Genomic DNA, 19,437 nt, shown 5'->3' with positions numbered 1-19,437 from the left:
AAACGCTAAACTGGTATTGGTTATTGTTATAAAAAAAAGCTATATCTAGAATTGCCTTATTCTGGATATAGCTTTTTAGTAGTTATTAAATGTAATACTATTTATTTAAAATTATATTTTAAGCCGAATAACAAATTCCCTTTTGGCATTGGCACCAAGTTGGTTTCTGTATATTCTGTATTAAAAATGTTATTGGCAATTATAGAAATTTCAAATGCTTTTAAATTATAATTTACACTTGCATCTACAACCGCATAGCTTTCACCGGAAGATCTTTCGGCATATTTGTATATGATATTTTGGGATAGGTTTTTTATAAACTGTGTTTGTAAACTTGCTGTCGCATGGTGTTTTAACGAGTTGATAGAATATCTAGAAAAGGTACTAGAAACGGCTTTTAAATCGTCTTCTAAAAACGTATAACCTGTTCGAATGTTTTGTTTAAAAGCGCCTAGTTTAAACCCATAGGCTGCGTTAAACTCAATACCTTTTGTGTTTAGATCTCTAATACTTGTTGCTTGCCATAAATCGGTTTCGTTCTCTTTTACAAAATCGATTAGTTTTTTAGAGTCTCTATTAAAAGCAGCAAAAGATAGGTGGAAGTTTCCGGTGTGGAATTTAATTCCCAACTCTTCCGCTATTGCTTCTTCTGGATCTAAATTTTCGTTTCCTAAGGTAGTAGGATCGCTATAATATAAATCGGTGTATGTTGGTATTCTGTAGGTATAACCAATGTTTCCGTAGATTTTTAATTCGTCATTTAATGTATAACCAACATCTAAACCTGGAAAGGCATGAAATTTAAAATCGGAAAAATAATTAACAGCAACGCCAGGAGTTATGTCTAGTTTATCCTCCATAAACGTAAAACGATGTTCTAAAAACATGGTGGTCATAAATCGATTTCTAGAACCTAAATTGTTACTCGATAAATACACTTTTGCAACATCAACCCCAAAACCTGTGATACCAATATTTGATCTGTAAGACGCGTCTATTGCAGCACCAACTTTATTGGTTTGGTGTAAATTTCTGTAAATAGAAGGATCTTGTCGCACAAAAACATACATGTCTTGGTTGCGTTTCCAGTATAATTTTGGCTTCAGCGTTAGTTTGTCTTTTTTAATTTCGGAAGAAATACCAATTAAACTAGCTTGTGTTTCTTCGTATTGATTAATGGCAGACGGACTAGCATAAAAACCGTTAGCACCAAATTTTCTTTCTTGAAAGGAAGCGATTAAGTTAATTGGTGTTTTGTTGGTGTTGAAACTACTTTTGATGAAATAATTCTGATTGTCATAATCGGTATTATGTCGGTATCCATCCGAAGTATTTCGGGAAACCTGAACAATATGGGAAGAATTTTCTAATTGACTACCAACCATTACAGAACCGTGAAGTTGTCCGTAAGATCCAGCTTGCGCGTTTAACGATACACTGTTTCCAATGTTCTTTTTGGTAACAATATTTACTGCTCCGGTAAATGCATTTTGTCCAAAGATTCTAGCAGCAGGACCTTTTATAATTTCTACGCGTTCTATAACTTCTATTGGTAAAGCCATGTTCATGGTGTGATGACCTGTTTGTGCATCTTCTACTTTGATACCATCTATTAATAGTAAGGTTTGGTCAAAACCACCACCACGAATGTATAAATCTGCTTGCATACCAGCAGTTCCTCTTCTTCTAACATCTACTCCGGCAACTTGTTGTAATAAATCGGCAACGTTTGTGGTTGCACTTTTTTTAATGTCTTCTTGTGTAATTACCGTAATGGTTCTAGAATTTTTAGAAAACGGTAAATCGATGCGTGTAGAGGTAATCACTACGGAATCTAATTGTTGTTCTTTTTCTAATTCTTGTGCTTGCGTTGTTATGGTAAATACAGCAAGAAAAAGGAATAAAGGAGTTAATTTCATAATAAAATATATTCGTGTTTTTTAAGACTGCAAAAATCGTAACTTTCCGGATCATTAAAGTAGTCCAGTTTTAAAACAATGAGTAGTCCGGTTGATGACATATTAAAATCCTTAATACATTTTGAAAAGTCGCCAAACACTTCGATTTATATTCAAATAGCGCAACAAATCATTAATGCTATACAACGTGGCTATTTACTCGAAGGTACGGCATTGCCAGGAACCCGGAAGTTTAGTGCGCTACTTTCTATTAACAGAAATACGGCAGTTGCGGTGTATGAGGAATTGGCATCGCAAGGTTGGGTAGCTATTTTGGCAAATAAAGGCACGTTTGTTTTAAAGCAAGAAAAAAAAACAGCAGCGATAAAAGGCGTGTTACAAGGATTAGAAAAATTAGAAACCTACCCGGAAACCGCTGGATTTCCATTTCAATCGTCTTTTAATTTAGCTTCTACCGAAGATTTTTCCATACGTAAATACGTGATTAACGATGGGCAACCAGATTTAAGATTACATCCTACACACCAATTTTCGCGATGGTATAGTGCTTCTATGAAACGCGGCTCGTTAATTTCAAAATGGAATCAAAGGCAAGAGCAATCTTACACTACTTTTAGTAAACAGTTGTGCAATTATTTAAATGCTACGCGCGGTTTTTATATCCAACCAAATAATATTGTGAGTACGCGAAGTACCGAAATGAGTTTATATATTGTATCCCAGCTGCTCATTCAAAAAAAGGATGTGGTTCTTGTGGGGGATTTGAGTCATTACAAATCGAATATGATTTTTCAACAAGCAGGAGCCAATATAAAAACGATTCCTGTGGATGCACATGGAATGGATGTGGATTTTATAGAACAACACTTTACCAAAGGTAGTATTCGTTGTGTGTATGTTTGTGCGCATCGGCAATATCCAACAGCAGTAACGCTTACTGCCGAACGACGATTAAAATTATTGCAATTAGCAAAAGCGTATAAATTTGCGATTATAGAAGATGATTTTGATTATGATTTTCAGTTTGATGGTTCTGCCATGTTACCTATGGCAAGTGCAGATAGTGAAGGCGTTGTTATTTATTTAGGACGATTAGGACAGTCCTTTTTTCCTAGTTTTCAAATCGGATTTGTAGTCGCTCCAGAAAATATTATTAAAGAAGCCAAAAACTATTTGCAAATACTCGATAAGCAAGGTGACTTGATTCAGAAGCAAATACTTACCGAACTTATTGATGAAGGCGAAATACATCGATTAATTAAAAAAAATATTACGGTATATAAACAAAGACGAGATTATTTATGTGCCTGTTTAGAAACCCATTTTAAAGCGCATGCTACTTGGCAAGTTCCTGCGGGAGGTTTGGCGGTTTGGTTGTGTTTTACTCCCGGAATATCCCTTGTTAAACTTGCTGAAAAAGCAAAAGCAAACGATTTGGTTTTACCTAAAACGATACTGTATCAAAACAAAAATATTTGTGCGATACGTTTGGGTTTCGGACATTTAAACGCCGAAGAAATAGAAATTGTTATCCAAATTCTAAAGCAATCTTTTGATCAAGTGGTGCAGTAGATTAAGTAAGTGTCTTTATAATCTATTTATAGCCATTCAGATGCTGGTTTGGTAGCATCTAATATATCAATACTTAAAATTTGGGCTATTTGTTTTGCTATTTTAAACGCTTCTACTTTACTTGTTGTGGTGTAAGCTGTTATTTTTTGATTTCCATTGTGGAATAAATTTAATTGAATAACGGCATTAGACACATTTGCTTCAGCACTTAAAGCTCTTACTGTTGTAGTTTCTGAAGTAGCGAAAACGGAAACATATTCTATTTCAGGTAAATCTTTCCACTTTCCAAAATGAAGTCCAAAAAAAGAAATAATATTTCTATATTTTTTTGTTTTTAAATCTATTTCAGAACCATCAGAGTGAAAAAAGAAAGCAGCTATTCCGCAAATAATCATGCCGAAAAGATTACCAGATAGCAACCAGGATAATCCCATTGCAAAAAAAGCCAATCCAAAAATAAACTTCATTATGGGCACTTTTCTTTTGTAAACTATTTTATTCATTCATAAAGGTATCAAAGAGAGTGAAAAATTTCTCAGGTTCTTCTAAATATGGATTATGGCCGCTTTGTTCAAACATTTCAAATTGTGCTTGTGGCATAAAGGTTTTGTATTGCACTGCAAATTCTGGAGTAGAAACGCCATCATAACGACCAGCAACTATTAATGTTTTTGCTTTTACATCTTTTAATTGTTGTCTATAATCTTGGTTAATCATACTTCCGGAAACATCAAAATCACCATCTCGGCCAATAATAGTAACATATACATCGTGGCCCCAACCTCTATATTTATACTTTGGTGCATTTTGTTTCAATGTTGTATTGTGGTAGTAAATGTATTTGGTTGGAAAATCGCCATACACCGTTTGTAAAGGTTCTTGGCTAGATACGTAACCTAAAGCACGAAGCGAATCTACTTTTTTCCATTTTTCTGGAAAATGTGTTTTTGCATAATGGTTGTAACTATCACAATTGGCTTGCCACATCGCACCAGAATGAAAACCATTTATCAATACCATTTTATCTACATTGTCTTTATATTTTATGGCGTATGCTTGCGCAGGAACAGTGCCGTAAGAATGTCCGACTAACGATATTTTTTCATATTTTAAAAGGATACGAAGCTTCTCGATGAGTTCTACATCTGCTTCTACAGAATACTCAGAAGCATCTTTTGCATCGTCACTTTTACCACGACCTAGCCAATCGAAAAACACCACAGTATTGCTTTTGTAGTATTGCCCAAAATTTCCTTGCATATAATCATGCGAATTTCCTGGTCCGCCAGGAAGAAAGAAAATAGGATCTCCAGCACCTAAAACTTCTACATTGATTTTGTAACCATCAATCGTATAGAATTTAGATTCAAATTTCTCGAATATTTCTGGATCTTGTTGTGCGGAAATATTTGCAGTTACTAGTAATAATGTAATACTAAATAGCTTTAATATGGTCTTCATGAAGAATTAGATTTATGTAAATATAAGCATTAGTTGAAAATATTAGGACAAAAAAAATCCGCTGGAAAAGCGGACTTTTAAAACTAGTGGTTTTTATTTTTTCGTTGTGTCTTCGATGATTTCTGCTGAAGTTCCGTCTGACTTTGGATCTTTACCTTTCAAATATTCTGGTAATTCCATTCCTGCCATATTAAACATTTCTTGTAATGGTGGCACCGATTTATACATTCCGGAAAGGAAGTTTGCGGTAGAAGATTTTCCATCTTTTCCACCTCCATTTTCCCAAACGGTAATTTTATCAATCTTAATATTTTTGATTGCTTCGGATTGCATTTTTACTAATTCTGGTAATTTATCTGCGATTAATAAAAGAACCGCATCTTTAGAATTGTTACCTGCAGCTTTTACTATTTGCTCCATACCAGCAGCTTGTTTGGTTAGTATTTCAAACTGACCTTGTGCTTCTGCTTGTGCTTTAAAAAGAATGGCATCTGCTTCCCCTTTTGCTCTTCTTCTAATTTGTTCTGCTTCCGCTTCTGCATCAATTTCTACTTTTCTTTTGTCAATTTCCGCAGGTACAATAATATCTGCTTCTTGCGAAGAACGTTCTCTTTCTGCTCTCGCTGTTTCCGCTTCTTTTTCAGCAGCATACGATTCTTGTAATGCTTTTGCTGTTTGTACTTTTTCGGAAGCAATTGCTACACGTTCTGCTTCTGCTTCTCGTTGACGACGTAAAGAATCGGAATTAGCAACCGCAATTTTTGCTGTATTTTCTCCTTCCACAGCTTGCGCATTTGCGGCAGCTACTTGTGTTCTTTCATCTTGTACTGCATTTGCCTCACCAATAGATCCATCTCTGGTTTTTTCTGCTACCGATTTTCTAGCGGCATTAATAGCATGTGCAGCAGCTTCTTTTCCTAAAGCTTCAATATATCCAGACTCATCAACAATATCTGTAATATTTACGTTGATTAGTTTAAGACCTACTTTTTTAAGTTCCGACTCAACACTTTGAGAAATGTTGGTTAAAAATTTGTCTCTATCGTTATTGATTTCTTCAATATCCATAGAAGCTACCACTAAACGTAACTGACCAAAAATAATTTCTTGCGCTAGTTCTTGAATACTATCTTGATTTAAACCTAAAAGTCTTTCCGCAGCATTTTGCATAATTCCAGGTTCTGTAGAAACACCAATCGTAAAACGAGATGGTACATTTACACGAATGTTTTGTTTTGATAATGCGTTCACAAGATTCACCTCAATAGAAATTGGTGTTAAATCTAGAAATTGGTAATCTTGAATTACTGGGTAAATAAAAGCGGCACCACCATGAATACATTTCGCCGATTGTCCGCCACCAACTTTACCGTAAACCACTAAAATTCTGTCAGAAGGACAACGTTTATAGCGTTTTACTAAAATTATAAAAAAGATAAAAATAAATAATACTGCAAATATTACAGCAATAGGAAAACCTAAATTAAAGGCTTCCTGTGTTAGAAGGTAGTTGTTCATATGTTTCTTGTTTAATTGGTTCTATGGGGTTTTTAGTTTCATTGACTATTAAGATACCATTGCTTGTGACATCTACTACTTGTATAAGTGTTCCTGATTTTAAATCGGTGAAAGAATCGGAAAGTGCTTCTAGTTCGCGCAAAGTACCTTGCACTCTTACGCTTACTTTTCCCATTCTAGTTCGGTTTGCACCAATAGTTAAATATACTTCACCAATGGTATTAATGGCATTTTTATAATCTAAAGTGCCGCTGTCTGTTAATTTTTTCATGGAATAAAACATGGCTGCCATGATTGCCATCATCAATAATCCACAACCTAATGCGGTAATTACAGTTACTGGTTTTGAAAATCCTGCGTTGATGCCTGCAATACCAATCCATCCAAAAATGGTAAAAAATCCAACTAGATTCTTAAAAGTGATAAATTGAAATTCGATACCAGAATCCAAATCTTCTATATCATCAAAATCGTCTCCACCATCTATACCAGTAAAAGTTGTTATGATAATAAAGGTGAATACCAAGGATCCAATAAATGCGATAATCCAAAAGAATTGCGCAAAAGAATCTAAAGCAGAAAACCATTCCATAGTGAGTAGAGATTAAAGATTAAGTTTGAAATATAAGACCTTTATACCTGTCTTACAATTTTATTTAGATAGAAGAATAGAAATGTATGTACTCTTCTTTTATGTTTTGCATACTGGAAGCTTCCAATAGTATACGCACATATATATGTAGCATATTTAATGGATTTGTTACAGAAAATTATTTAATATCGAATTCGGTATTGCAATCTTCACATTTATATTTGTCTTTGGTGTAAAACGGAAGCGTTCCAGAAAGGAAACCTATTAGAAAAGAAAAGAAGGATTTGAAATCGGTAATTGTAGAAACCAAAACAAGATGATTCCCGTTGCAGTTGGTACATTTTATAGCATTGCCTTCATCGTCTATAGAATACTTTTGTATAGTATCTAGAATATGCTGTGCTTGAAGTGCATCTTCGACATATACTTTTAGTTTTATTCCGCCAATAGCATTACTCACCAAAGGATCTGTTTCAATGGTGAAATTATCACTTAAAAACACAGGAATACCTTCCGATTCCAAACGCCCTTTTATAATCTGCGCTTCGGTAGAATATTGGTATTTCGCTATGGTTTTAAATATGTCACTCATAATTTCCCATATAAACGGGGATCTTTTAGTTAGTCTTAATGATTTCTTAAAGATACAAAAGACCTCACAGGTTTTTAAAACCTGTGAGGTCTAAATTATTAATATTTTTTTATTAAAAAATTATTGTTTTACGATAATTTTTATATATTTGTTATCGTTAAACAATAATAATATAAAAATGAAAACAACATTAAAACTTTTAAAAGTATTTATTATCATCTTGATTATTTCTTTAATCCTGCGTGCTTTTGCAAAATTATATGCAATAATTCATTATGCATTAGATTCTAGTACTAGAATAACAATAGAAGGAGAAGTCTTCCCAGGTACATGGAGTAATCTATCTATTATGATATATCTCATTATTGGTTCTCTTTTCATTTTCTTTTTGGCGTATTTAGCTTTTATTTTTAGAAAAGTAATTATCTCATTTTCTGAAAATAGCTATTTTTCAAGTGAAAATGCTATGCAATTGACTAAAGTAGGGAAAGGGCTAATTATTTATGGATTCGGATTGTTTATTTTAAGTTTTATTCTAAATGTTTATTTAATAGATTTTACGCCTTACAATTCTGGACGTGTTTTTGGAATGGGTGTCGCAAAAGCAATTCCTATATTTATTTTTTCATCCTTTGTTTTGCTTATCGCGTCTATTATAAAAAAAGGAAATATTTTACAGAATGAAAACGAACTAACTATATAATTATGCCAATAATAGTAAATCTAGACATCATGCTTGCCAAGCGTGAAATGAAAAGTAAAGACTTGGCTGAAATTATTGGTATCACGACCGCAAATCTTTCCATCTTAAAATCTGGAAAAGCAAAAGCCGTTCGGTTTTCTACACTCGAAGCCATTTGTAAAGCATTAGATTGTCAGCCCAGTGATATTTTAGAATATAAAGAAGACTAAAAATGCTATCTTCGAGCTTTAAATGATTCCTTATGAAAAAAGTGTTACTACTCTTATTGCTTGTTTTTACATTCGCTTTCGCGGAAGCACAAAGTCCTCGTGAAAATATATCTTCTAATGAAGACGTATCCACAAGTTATTCTATTTCCTTTGAAAATGCAGCGCATCATGAAGCGCATATTCAAGCTACATTTACCAATTTACAACCTGGTGATACCGAAGTTAGAATGAGTAGAACATCGCCTGGTCGTTATGCTTTGCATGAGTTTATGAAAAATGCATACCACGTAAAAGCTACTGATAGTAAAGGAAATCCTTTAGAAACTAGTCGTCCAGATCCATATTCTTGGAATATCTCTGGTCATGATGGTACTATTAAAGTAAGTTATACTTTATTTGGAAATCGCGGCGGTGGAACCTATGCGCAAATAGATGAAACGCACGCACACCTTAATATTCCAGCAACATTTATGTATGCACCTAGCTTGGCTAATCAAGGATTGGAAGTTACTTTTAAGGTTAGAGAAGACCTGAACTGGAAAGTCGCTACGCAATTAAAGCATGTAAAAGGAAATACCTATTACGCTAGAGATTTACAGTATTTTATGGATAGTCCAACAGAAATAAGCAACCATAGTGTGCGTTCTTTTGACGTGGACGGACAAAAAGTAAACTTCGTATTGCATCATAATGGAACCGAAGCAGAATTAGATACGTATTTTGAAAAAGTAAAGAAAACGGTACTACAACAAAAAGCAGTTTTTGGAGAGTTACCACAATTCGATTATGGGGAATATTCTTTTTTAGCATGTTATATTCCTAACGCTTCTGGTGATGGTATGGAACATCGAAATTCTACGATTGTAACCAACACACGATCTTTAGCAGATGGCGGTTTAGAAAATAATATAGGTACGGTTTCTCATGAGTTTTTTCATTGCTGGAATGTAGAACGCATTCGTCCGCAATCTTTAGAACCTTTCGATTTTGAAGAAGCAAACATGAGTGGTGAACTTTGGTTTGCGGAAGGTTTTACCAGTTATTATGATGATTTAACGCTTTGTCGTGCAGGATTAATTAAGCAAGAAGAATACATAAAAGGATTGACAGGAACCTTTAATTATGTATGGAATTCGCCAGGAAGACAATTTTTTAATCCTATCGAGATGAGTTACCAAGCGCCTTTTGTAGATGCTGCACGTTCTGTAGATCCTGTAAATAGAAGCAACACCTTTATTTCCTATTATTCTTACGGAAGCATGTTAGGCTTGGCATTAGACTTATCGCTTAGAGAAAAAGGGTTGCAATTAGACGATTATATGAAATTGGTGTGGACTACCTTCGGAAAGATAGAACAACCTTATACGATTAAAGATTTACAAAATACTTTAAATATCTATGCTGGTAATGCATTTGGAGATCACTTCTTTAACGACTATATCTACAAAAGTGGCATGCCAAATTATAAAGAATTGTTCGATATGGTTGGTGTGAAATTAGAGCAAGATACTTCACAAATTGCATTTGGTGCACGAGTGAGAAAAGGAGTTATTACTAATAATACTACTATTGGATTATCTGCTTATAATGCAGGGTTAGAAAATGCGGATACCATTATTCAAATTGGGGAATATGTACTTTCCGATACTTTAGAACTAGATGCTATTTTGAAAAATTTTAAACCAAACGATGTAGTGAAAGTGGTTTACGAACGTTTCGGTCATAAAAGGGAAGCAACAATGACCTTTGTAGCAAATCCTAGCTATGCTATTGCGGTTTCAGAAACTAAAGAAGGATCTTTAAGTAAAAACAAGAAGAAGGCTAGAGCTGCTTGGCTAAGTGCTAAATAAGGATATTATAAAAGTAGAAGTGTGAAAAACCTTTTAATTACGTATATTTAAAACATAAATTATAGACTTCCGTTTTCACGGAAAAGAAAACAAGTTCCTTATGCTACAACATGCTTCAGAATCCCTAACATTTTTTACTCCAGAGGTTATTGAAAATTCTGGTGCTGTTTTTTGTGACACAGGAATTTCTGCTGGTTTTCCGGCCCCAACCGAAGATTTTAGTGAACAAAGAATAAGTCTAGATCGGGAGCTTATAAAAAATAAGGAAACTACTTTTTATGCAAAAGTTAGCGGACAATCGATGATTGGAGCAGGACTAGACGATAAAGATTTATTGGTTATAGATAGAAGCATAGAGCCAACACATAACAAAATTGCAGTCTGTTTTTTAGATGGCGAATTTACGGTGAAGCGTTTAAAAATAGATGAGGAAGGACTTTGGTTACAACCAGAAAATCCGAATTATCCAATTATTAGAATTACCGATGCTAACGATTTTGTTATTTGGGGAATAGTTACGAATGTGATTAAAAAGGTGTAATCTTTTAGTATAACTTCCATAGAATTGTAAAGAATATAAAACAAAAAAAAAGCTTCAGAATTTCTGAAGCTTTTTTTTATATAATATGTGTTTGTAATTAGTCTGCTAATACAATCACTTTATTGTTATTGATCTCTAAAGTACCAGAGTTAATTGCTAACCAAGTTCCTTTATCTTTTCCTTTAGTAAATTTATCTTTTACTTCTTCTTCTAAAGAAATATCGCCATAAATTTTCACGTTTCCTTCTTTTAAAAGAGAAACAATAGGAGCGTGATCTTTTAGTAATTCAAATTCTCCGTTTATTCCAGGAAGCGCAATACTTGTTACTTCTCCTTTGAATAAAGTTGCTTCTGGTGATACAATTTCTAAATACATATTCTTTTAGTTATTTGTTGTTAGTTGATGATTGTTGGAAAACTAGTAACCAACAACTATAAACTATAAACCAATTAAGCCTCTGCAAGCATTTTCTCTCCAGACTCGATAGCTTCTTCAATAGTTCCTTTAAGGTTAAAAGCAGCTTCTGGTAAGTGATCTAACTCACCATCCATAATCATGTTAAATCCTTTAATAGTTTCTTTAATATCTACTAAAACACCTTTAAGACCTGTAAATTGCTCAGCTACGTGGAAAGGTTGTGATAAGAAACGTTGTACACGTCTTGCTCTACCAACAGCCATTTTATCTTCTTCCGATAATTCTTCCATACCAAGAATAGCAATAATATCTTGTAATTCTTTATAACGTTGTAATAACTCTTTTACACGTTGTGCACAATCATAATGCTCATCTCCTAAAATATCAGCAGTAAGAATTCTTGAAGTAGAATCTAAAGGATCTACTGCAGGATAAATACCTAACTCTGCGATTTTACGTGATAATACGGTTGTTGCATCTAAATGCGCAAACGTTGTTGCTGGAGCTGGATCTGTTAAATCATCTGCAGGTACGTAAACCGCTTGTACAGATGTAATAGATCCTCTTTTTGTTGAAGTAATACGTTCTTGCATTGCTCCCATTTCTGTTGCTAATGTTGGTTGGTAACCTACGGCAGAAGGCATACGACCTAATAATGCAGATACCTCTGAACCAGCTTGTGTAAAACGGAAGATGTTATCTACAAAGAAAAGTACATCTTTCCCTTGTCCTTCACCAGCACCATCTCTAAAATATTCGGCAATAGTTAAACCAGATAATGCAACACGTGCACGTGCTCCAGGTGGTTCGTTCATTTGTCCGAATACGAAAGTTGCCTTAGACTCTTTCATTAAATTTTTGTCCACTTTTTGAAGATCCCAACCACCTTCTTCCATAGAATGCATAAAGTCATCACCATACTTGATAATTCCTGACTCTAACATTTCACGAAGTAAATCGTTTCCTTCACGTGTTCTTTCACCTACTCCTGCGAATACAGAAAGTCCACCGTGTCCTTTTGCTATATTGTTAATCAACTCTTGAATTAATACAGTTTTACCTACTCCAGCACCACCAAATAAACCAATTTTACCACCTTTTGCATAAGGCTCAATTAAATCGATTACTTTAATACCTGTAAATAAAACTTCCGTAGAAGTTGATAAATCTTCAAATCTAGGTGCTTGTCTGTGTATTGGTAACCCAGCAGCTCCTGCTTTAGGTAAATCTCCAAGACCATCAATAGCATCTCCAATTACATTAAATAGACGACCATAAACGTCATCACCAACTGGCATTTGAATAGGAGCACCTGTAGCAACTACTTCTGTTCCTCTACTTAAACCATCGGATGAGTCCATTGCAATAGTACGTACTGTATCTTCACCAATGTGAGATTGTACTTCTAATACTAAAAGCGAACCATCTGCTTTTTTGATTTCTAATGAATCATAAATCTTTGGAAGTTCAGCACCAGCGGCGAATTCTACATCGATAACTGGACCTACTATTTGTGCAACTTTACCTGTAACTTTTGACATTACTTTTATATTTAATGTTTTGGTATATTATTAATACGAAAAATAGTTTATCCAAAAAAGAGGAGTATACGGTTTTTTCGCGCTGCAAATATAGTGGTTTTAATTTAAAAAATATATCATAATCCTGAGATTTTTAAGCATAAAAAAACGCCTTCAAATTGAAGGCGTTTAAGTAGTATAATTTAATGTATATTATTGAAGTGTAGGAGGATAGTTTGTTGGGTATGTTCCAATGTCTACTAAATTTCCTGAAGCTTCAAAGTTAGATTCATACGTGAAATCTATTGCTTTCATGAATTCGTTTGCTAGTAAGGCATAACCTCTTGCTGTTGGGTGAACACCATCTAAAGAGAAAGCACCACCTGTTACAAGACTAGATGTTAATATAAAATCGCCATCTGCAAAACCACCATCATGTAATTGTTGCATTAAAGAATTAGCGTCTACAAAAGCAAAACCAGCAGTAGATGCAGCAGATTGTAATGTTGCGTTAAACAGATCTGTAGCTGTTTTTATTTCATCTTGTTCTTCCGGAGTTAAAACCCATTTATCTGCTAATGGTATTGCAACACCATTTACCGTTGCTGGGTTACCAGGAATAGCTTCTGTACCAATAAAATTAGATGCAGGTAATACTAATAGATCATTAGCAGTAGCTTGTCTCATGCTTACTAACCCAGGATTTACAGCTGTTAAGTCTGTAAGGTTTTCATCCATAATAACCACAGCATTTCCTTCGCCAGCTGAGAACGTAATTGTTCTTTTTATTATTTCTGCATCTGCATCGGCTTGAGAAATTGCATTTACACTTACTAAATAAGCGAATGCGCCTTGAATACCTGCGTTATAACCACCGTAAACGCTTGCACTGTTTAAAAATGCAGCAGTTCCTGCATCTAAAGGAATAGGGTTATGCGGTACCGTTGTAAAATGAGGAATAGTCGTTACATAAGGAATGTTAGCCATTACACCTTGTGTTCCTGAAGCTTGTAAAGCACCAACAATAAAACCAACTGTTTCATTAAAACCTACACCTGGAGGTCCAGCTGAAGGTGTAATCGTTCCTAATGTAGCATCAGCACCTGAAGTAGCATATCCTAATATATCATTATTACCAATCCATAAAGAAACAAAAGAAGGACCTTGCGCTAAAGCATCACCTAGAACCGTTGCATTTGGTGCAGATGCGATACGTACATAATACGGGTTTGCGGTTGCAGGGTCTGTTAATAGATTCCCAGGATTTCCATATCCATTGTATAATAAATGAAAACTTTTTGCACCAGGAACACCCATATTATTTTTGCTTCCTAAAGTAGGAGCAAAAGCTTCTGTTGTTGAAGTTGCTGGTAAACTAGCAGGTCCTGCACCATTAAAATATAGTCTAGGTCCAAAGCTTCCATCTGCATTTTGTGTTCCTCCAAATAATAAACCACCAATATTGTCATCCATTAATGGTAGGCTAAAACCACCACCACCAACTAGAGCGAATTTTTGCGATAACATATTAGGAAAAGAATTTTCTTGTCCTTTAATAAATAAAGCATTATCTGTAAATCCTGCAGTTAATGAATTACCAATAGATACATAGTTAGAAAAATTAGCAGAACCAGCTGTTAGTGCAGGAAGTACCTCTTCTTCTAAAGGATTATCTAAGAATTTTTCATAATCCTCTTCGTCATTACAAGCTGTAAACCCAATAAGGACAGCAGATAGTAATATATATTTTATATTTTTCATTTTGGTCATTTTATAAGTTATTAATTGTCCATGAAACATAATACATAGATCCAATAAATCCTGAACCGAAGGCAGTGAAATATTCTTTTCCTCCTAAATTAGTTCCACCAACTTTAATTAAAGATTTTAAGCTAGGGATTTTGTAGTTTATTTGCGCATCCACAGTATGGAATTCTGGTATTACACCATCACCAAATGTTGCTTCCCAAAAATAATCATCACTAAATCTATACGCTACATTAAATCCAAAGTTTTTAAATAAGTCGGTATTACCAAATGAAGCTTTAAACTTATGTTCTGGGGTGTTAAAACCTGTTTCAAAATCTGGGTTTGCACTTCTATCAAAGTCTTGTTTAGTAAAGGTATAACTTGCTCCTATATCATAATCACCAAATATTTTAGTAGAAAGACCTAGAGAAGCACCATAAGAGTTTACATCTACATTGGAGTTCGTATACGCACTGTATTTTCGTGTATCATTAAAATCGATAGCATCTACAGAAAGTGCACCATCACCAACAACACCATATAAAGGAGCTACAACAACTTCTTGAGATATAAAATCTTGGTATTTATTATAGTATGTACTAAAGTCAACTACTAATTTGTTAAATTTCCCTCTATATCCAATTTCTGCAGATGTTACCTTTTCTGGTGTTACTATATCTGGATTGGATACTACTAAATCACTGATATTTCCAGAGCGTTTGTATAAATCTACAGAAGATCCGCTATAGGAATTGTTATAAGCAGCAGCACCAGTTTGTGTAATGGTACTCTGAGCAGGATTATTTGTTGCATAGTCACCAGTATAACGATCTAAATTATCGGGAGCAGAACCAATTAAAACAGATTGTCCTGAATTTAAACCAATAAATAAATCTTGTGTCGTTGGGTTTCTAAAACCTGTTTGTACAGAAGCTCTAATATTATGATTTCTATTAAGTGTTAAACCTAAAGATAATCTAGGAGAAACAAAACCATCAAAGAATTCGGATTTATCATAACGAGCAGAACCAGTTATTTTTAAATCCATGTTTTCGTTTAATTCTAAATCTTTTTGAATTTGCGTATAGATACCAAATTCTGAATATCCAATCTCACCATCGGTATCTGTATAAATAGTTCCACCAGAATTCAAGGCATATTTTCTAAAAGACCCACCAACTTGAATATCTGCAAAATCTATCAAATGGCTAAAGTTATAGTTACCATCTGCATGGTAGTATTTAGACTCATCTTGAAATTTAGATCCTGTAACTAAATTAGGATCATTAATACTTCTTTGTTTTGCAGCATTAAATTCTGGAGAACCTGGTTCGAATCTACCATTTTCTGCAGCAAGTCTTGCCGCTGCATGTGCTTGTTCACTTGTAGTACCAGCAACTAAAGTTGCAGCAACATATGTGTTTATGTAATCACCAAACCAATCCGCATCACTTTTCCAAGCTCTGTTAATTTGAACACCGGTTACAGTCATATCATAAGAATCACCAGCATTATCGGTTACGATATAACCTCTTAAAAAGTAATTGTCGTTTTTTAATTCTAATTTATGTTGTTGCTGGAAGAAACCATCAATGTTATATCTGTTTGATCCTTGGTAAATTGTTGTACCAGTTCCTACTTTACCAACATAAGATATTTCGAAATTACTATCTGTAATTGGGCGATAATATAAACCCCAATCGGCTTTTACACTTTCGGCTTTATTTTCGGTTAGATCACTTTCGTTGTAACCAGTTCTACTAACAAAAACATCTGGAACAACACCTACTCCTCCTGCTAATACGTTGATGTTAGCAGAGACTAAATCTCCATAGACATTAACACCATTATAATTTATGTTATTAGCTCTAGTACCACCAGTTCTATCGGTGTCTACTTCACTAGTTGCAGCCCAATCTGTTCCTCTTAGGTAACCAAAGTTTATTTTTGCAGCAAATTTATCTGAAAACTTGTATGCCATACTTACACCTAAATCTGTGTACGGATTATCTCCTGAAGCTTTTTGAGAAGTGATACCTCTTTTAAAGGAAGCTCTAATACCTTGGTGATCGAAAGGATTCTTACTACGCATAAAAAGAATACCGTTAAATGCATTCGCTCCATATAAAGCAGAAGATGCACCTGGTAGTAATTCTACACTCTGTACATCCGTCTCTACCATACCTACTAGGTTTCCAATAGGGAAGTTTAATGCTGGTGTTGAATTATCCATTCCATCTACTAATTGCATGAAACGTGTATTTGCAAAAGAAGCAAAACCTCTAGTGTTTACAGATTTGAATGTTAAACTGTTTGTGTTAACATCTACTCCTTTTAAGTTTTCTAAACCACCATAAAAATCTGCGGAAGCTGTATTTTTTATTTCTTTTAAACCGAAACGCTCTACGGTTACTGGAGACTCAAATATACGTTCTGGAGTTCTAGAAGCGGAGATTACAACTTCATCTAAAGAAGTTCCTTCTGCTAAAATAAAGTTTAGGGTTTGGTTGTTTGCCGTTACATCTTGTGCGTTAGGCTCAAAACCAATACTACTCGCTTGTAGTGTAAATGGAGGGTTTTGATTTACTGTTAATGTGAAATTACCATCAAAATCGGTAACAGTACCAACTGAGGCACCAACAACAATAATGTTTGCACTAGGAATTGGTAAGTTGTTATCGTCAACTACTGTTCCTGTTATTGTTGTTTGCGCGTAGGTTAATCCACAAAAAAACAACAATAGAATTGAAAGAATTGTTCTCATTTTTTAGTTTTAGTTAAATTATTTGAGCCAATATAATTAAATATTATGATAACTTTAAGAAGTTTTTTTAAAAATTATGCGTGCATAGTATTATTTTCTCAATTCTAGTAGTTAAAATTTGAGAAATTCTTAAAAAAATATGGACAGAATAAGGTTTCTGTAAAAAAAACTATTTTATTACTCTACCGTAACAGATTTTGCTAAGTTTCTAGGTTGGTCTACATTTCTATCTAGCATTACTGCAATGTGGTAAGACAGTAATTGAAGCGGGATTGTAGTAAGTAAAGGCGTTAAAGATTCTAAAGTTTCTGGCACCTCAATAACGTGATCTGCTAAGTTTTTAACATTGGTATCTCCTTCGGTTACGATACCAATTATTTTTCCTGCTCTAGACTTAATTTCTTCTATATTACTTATTACTTTTTCATAATGACCTTTCTTTGTTGCGATAACAAAAACAGGCATTTGTTCATCTATTAATGCAATTGGGCCATGCTTCATTTCTGCAGCAGGATATCCTTCAGCATGAATATAGGAGATTTCTTTTAATTTTAAAGCACCTTCTAAGGCTACTGGAAAATTATAACCTCTTCCTAAGTATAGACAATTCTTAGCATCTTTATATATTTTTGCTACTGCTTGAATATGTTTGTCTGATAGTAATGCTCTTTCCACTTTTTCAGGAATTAATTCTAATTCTTGTAAATGATAGTGGTAATTAGAATTGGATATTTTTCCTTTTGCTTTTGCTAATTTTAAAGCAATTAATGTTAATACCGTAATTTGTGTTGTAAATGCTTTTGTAGATGCTACACCTATTTCTGGTCCAGCGTGTGTATAAGCACCTGCATCTGTTTCTCTAGCAATAGATGAACCAACAACATTACATACACCAAAGACAAATGCGCCGTTTTGTTTCGCAAGTTTAATAGCCGCTAAAGTATCTGCGGTTTCACCAGATTGCGAAATAGCAATCACGATATCTTTATTAGTAATTACTGGGTTTCTATATCTAAATTCTGAAGCATATTCTACTTCAACAGGTATTCTTGCTAAGTCTTCAAAAATGTATTCTGCAACTAATCCTGCGTGCCAAGAAGTACCACAAGCGACAATCGTTATTTTATCTGCTTGAAGAAATTTATCCAGATTATCATCTATTCCTGCCATTTTGATGATCCCTTCTTTTGCTAAAAGACGTCCTCTATAGGTATCTCTTATAGCATCTGGTTGTTCATGGATTTCTTTAAGCATAAAGTGTTCATAACCTCCTTTTTCTATCTGCTCTAAATTCATTTGAAGCTCTTGAATGTAAGGTGCTACAATAGAATCATCTTTTATTTTTCTAATTTTAATGCCTTTATTTACTCTAATAATCGCCATTTCTTCATCTTCTAAATAGATGGCATTTTTAGTGTATTCAAGAAAAGGAGAGGCATCACTAGCAATAAAATATTCGTCTTCACCAACTCCTATTGCTAACGGACTTCCTAGACGAGCGATTACTATTTCGTCTGGTTTATTTTTATCAAAAACAGCAATAGCATAAGCTCCTACGACTTGGTTTAGTGCAATTTGTACTGCTTTACCTAGTTTTACTTTTTGTTTTAGTTTTACGTCTTCAATAAGGTTTATTAACACTTCTGTGTCCGTATCGGATTTAAAGGTGTAACCTCTTTTCGTTAATTCGGTTTTTAGAGCTGCGTAGTTTTCTATTATACCGTTATGGATAATTACTAAATCTCCAGAGTTGGAAAAATGTGGATGTGAGTTTACATCATTCGGTACACCATGTGTTGCCCAACGTGTATGGCCAATAGCTAAATTACCATTAGTAGATATTTCTTCTTCTAATTTTTTTTGTAAATCTGCTACCTTACCTTTGGTTTTAGATAGTTTTAAGTTTTCGCCATCATAAATAGCGATTCCAGCACTATCATATCCTCTGTATTCTAGACGTTTTAATCCTTCTAAAACGATTGGATATGCTTCTCTATGACCTATGTAACCAACGATACCACACATAAAA

At 34.2% G+C, this 19,437-nt stretch carries 16 protein-coding genes; 5 read left to right on the top strand and 11 right to left on the bottom strand.

Features of this window, described 5'->3' with window-relative positions:
* Positions 1–101: 101 nt before the first annotated feature.
* The gene (locus ACVCZW_RS14380; RefSeq protein WP_452232737.1) at positions 102–1,919 is read right to left on the bottom strand and encodes a TonB-dependent receptor; all 1,818 of its coding nucleotides are present in this window, start codon (positions 1,917–1,919) and stop codon (positions 102–104) included.
* 78 nt (positions 1,920–1,997) lie between these two features.
* Between ACVCZW_RS14380 and ACVCZW_RS14375 the strand changes: the two genes are divergently transcribed.
* The gene (locus ACVCZW_RS14375; RefSeq protein ID WP_452232736.1) at positions 1,998–3,491 is read left to right on the top strand and encodes an aminotransferase-like domain-containing protein; all 1,494 of its coding nucleotides are present in this window, start codon (positions 1,998–2,000) and stop codon (positions 3,489–3,491) included.
* Positions 3,492–3,517: 26 nt separating this feature from the next.
* Here the strand turns inward: ACVCZW_RS14375 and ACVCZW_RS14370 are convergent, their stop codons facing one another.
* From ACVCZW_RS14370 to ACVCZW_RS14350, 5 genes are all read right to left on the bottom strand, one after another.
* Entirely contained in the window at positions 3,518–3,958 is a 441-nt protein-coding gene (locus ACVCZW_RS14370; RefSeq protein WP_452230380.1) for a hypothetical protein, read from the bottom strand.
* A 28-nt stretch (positions 3,959–3,986) separates the two neighbouring features.
* The gene (locus ACVCZW_RS14365) at positions 3,987–4,952 is read right to left on the bottom strand and encodes an alpha/beta fold hydrolase (protein ID WP_452232735.1); all 966 of its coding nucleotides are present in this window, start codon (positions 4,950–4,952) and stop codon (positions 3,987–3,989) included.
* 93 nt (positions 4,953–5,045) lie between these two features.
* A complete protein-coding gene (locus tag ACVCZW_RS14360; RefSeq protein ID WP_452230378.1) occupies positions 5,046–6,470 on the bottom strand; it encodes a flotillin family protein in 1,425 nt (474 codons plus the stop codon).
* Entirely contained in the window at positions 6,436–7,062 is a 627-nt protein-coding gene (locus ACVCZW_RS14355; RefSeq protein ID WP_452232734.1) for a hypothetical protein, read from the bottom strand. Before ACVCZW_RS14355 ends, ACVCZW_RS14360 begins: the two co-directional genes overlap by 35 nt.
* Before the next feature lie 178 nt (positions 7,063–7,240).
* Complete coding sequence (locus ACVCZW_RS14350) at positions 7,241–7,654, bottom strand: DUF2007 domain-containing protein (protein WP_452232733.1); 414 nt, start codon at positions 7,652–7,654, stop codon at positions 7,241–7,243.
* Between the two features lie 178 nt (positions 7,655–7,832).
* On the opposite strand from ACVCZW_RS14350, the gene ACVCZW_RS14345 reads away from it, so the two are divergent.
* The 4 genes from ACVCZW_RS14345 to ACVCZW_RS14330 all read left to right on the top strand — a co-directional run bounded on the left by ACVCZW_RS14345 (position 7,833) and on the right by ACVCZW_RS14330 (position 10,957).
* On the top strand, positions 7,833–8,357 hold the full coding sequence (locus tag ACVCZW_RS14345; protein WP_452232732.1) for a DUF2975 domain-containing protein: 525 nt from the start codon (positions 7,833–7,835) through the stop codon (positions 8,355–8,357).
* 2 nt (positions 8,358–8,359) lie between these two features.
* Positions 8,360–8,566 (top strand): helix-turn-helix domain-containing protein, encoded by a 207-nt coding sequence (locus ACVCZW_RS14340; protein WP_203460250.1) that lies wholly within the window; start codon positions 8,360–8,362, stop codon positions 8,564–8,566.
* 32 nt (positions 8,567–8,598) lie between these two features.
* Positions 8,599–10,416, top strand: a complete 1,818-nt coding sequence (locus ACVCZW_RS14335) for a M61 family metallopeptidase (RefSeq protein WP_452232731.1) — start codon at positions 8,599–8,601, stop codon at positions 10,414–10,416.
* 100 nt (positions 10,417–10,516) lie between these two features.
* Positions 10,517–10,957 carry a LexA family protein gene (locus ACVCZW_RS14330; RefSeq protein WP_452230373.1) on the top strand — a complete coding sequence of 147 codons (441 nt, stop codon included), beginning with the start codon at positions 10,517–10,519 and terminating at the stop codon, positions 10,955–10,957.
* A 97-nt stretch (positions 10,958–11,054) separates the two neighbouring features.
* Here ACVCZW_RS14330 and ACVCZW_RS14325 read toward each other — a convergent pair whose 3' ends face one another.
* From ACVCZW_RS14325 to glmS, 5 genes are all read right to left on the bottom strand, one after another.
* Positions 11,055–11,333: a F0F1 ATP synthase subunit epsilon gene (locus tag ACVCZW_RS14325; protein WP_452230372.1), complete on the bottom strand. Its 279-nt coding sequence runs from the start codon at positions 11,331–11,333 to the stop codon at positions 11,055–11,057.
* Between the two features lie 74 nt (positions 11,334–11,407).
* Positions 11,408–12,916: a F0F1 ATP synthase subunit beta gene (gene atpD, locus ACVCZW_RS14320; protein WP_452230371.1), complete on the bottom strand. Its 1,509-nt coding sequence runs from the start codon at positions 12,914–12,916 to the stop codon at positions 11,408–11,410.
* A gap of 192 nt (positions 12,917–13,108) precedes the next feature.
* Positions 13,109–14,656 carry a G-D-S-L family lipolytic protein gene (locus tag ACVCZW_RS14315; RefSeq protein WP_452230370.1) on the bottom strand — a complete coding sequence of 516 codons (1,548 nt, stop codon included), beginning with the start codon at positions 14,654–14,656 and terminating at the stop codon, positions 13,109–13,111.
* A 10-nt stretch (positions 14,657–14,666) separates the two neighbouring features.
* On the bottom strand, positions 14,667–17,408 hold the full coding sequence (locus ACVCZW_RS14310) for a TonB-dependent receptor (RefSeq protein ID WP_452230369.1): 2,742 nt from the start codon (positions 17,406–17,408) through the stop codon (positions 14,667–14,669).
* 177 nt (positions 17,409–17,585) lie between these two features.
* On the bottom strand, positions 17,586–19,433 hold the full coding sequence (gene glmS, locus ACVCZW_RS14305) for a glutamine--fructose-6-phosphate transaminase (isomerizing) (protein WP_452230368.1): 1,848 nt from the start codon (positions 19,431–19,433) through the stop codon (positions 17,586–17,588).
* Between the last annotated feature and the right edge of the window lie 4 nt (positions 19,434–19,437).

It is taken from the genome of Lacinutrix sp. MEBiC02595 (assembly GCF_053601555.1).
This window is presented reverse-complemented; position numbering and strand designations above follow the sequence as displayed.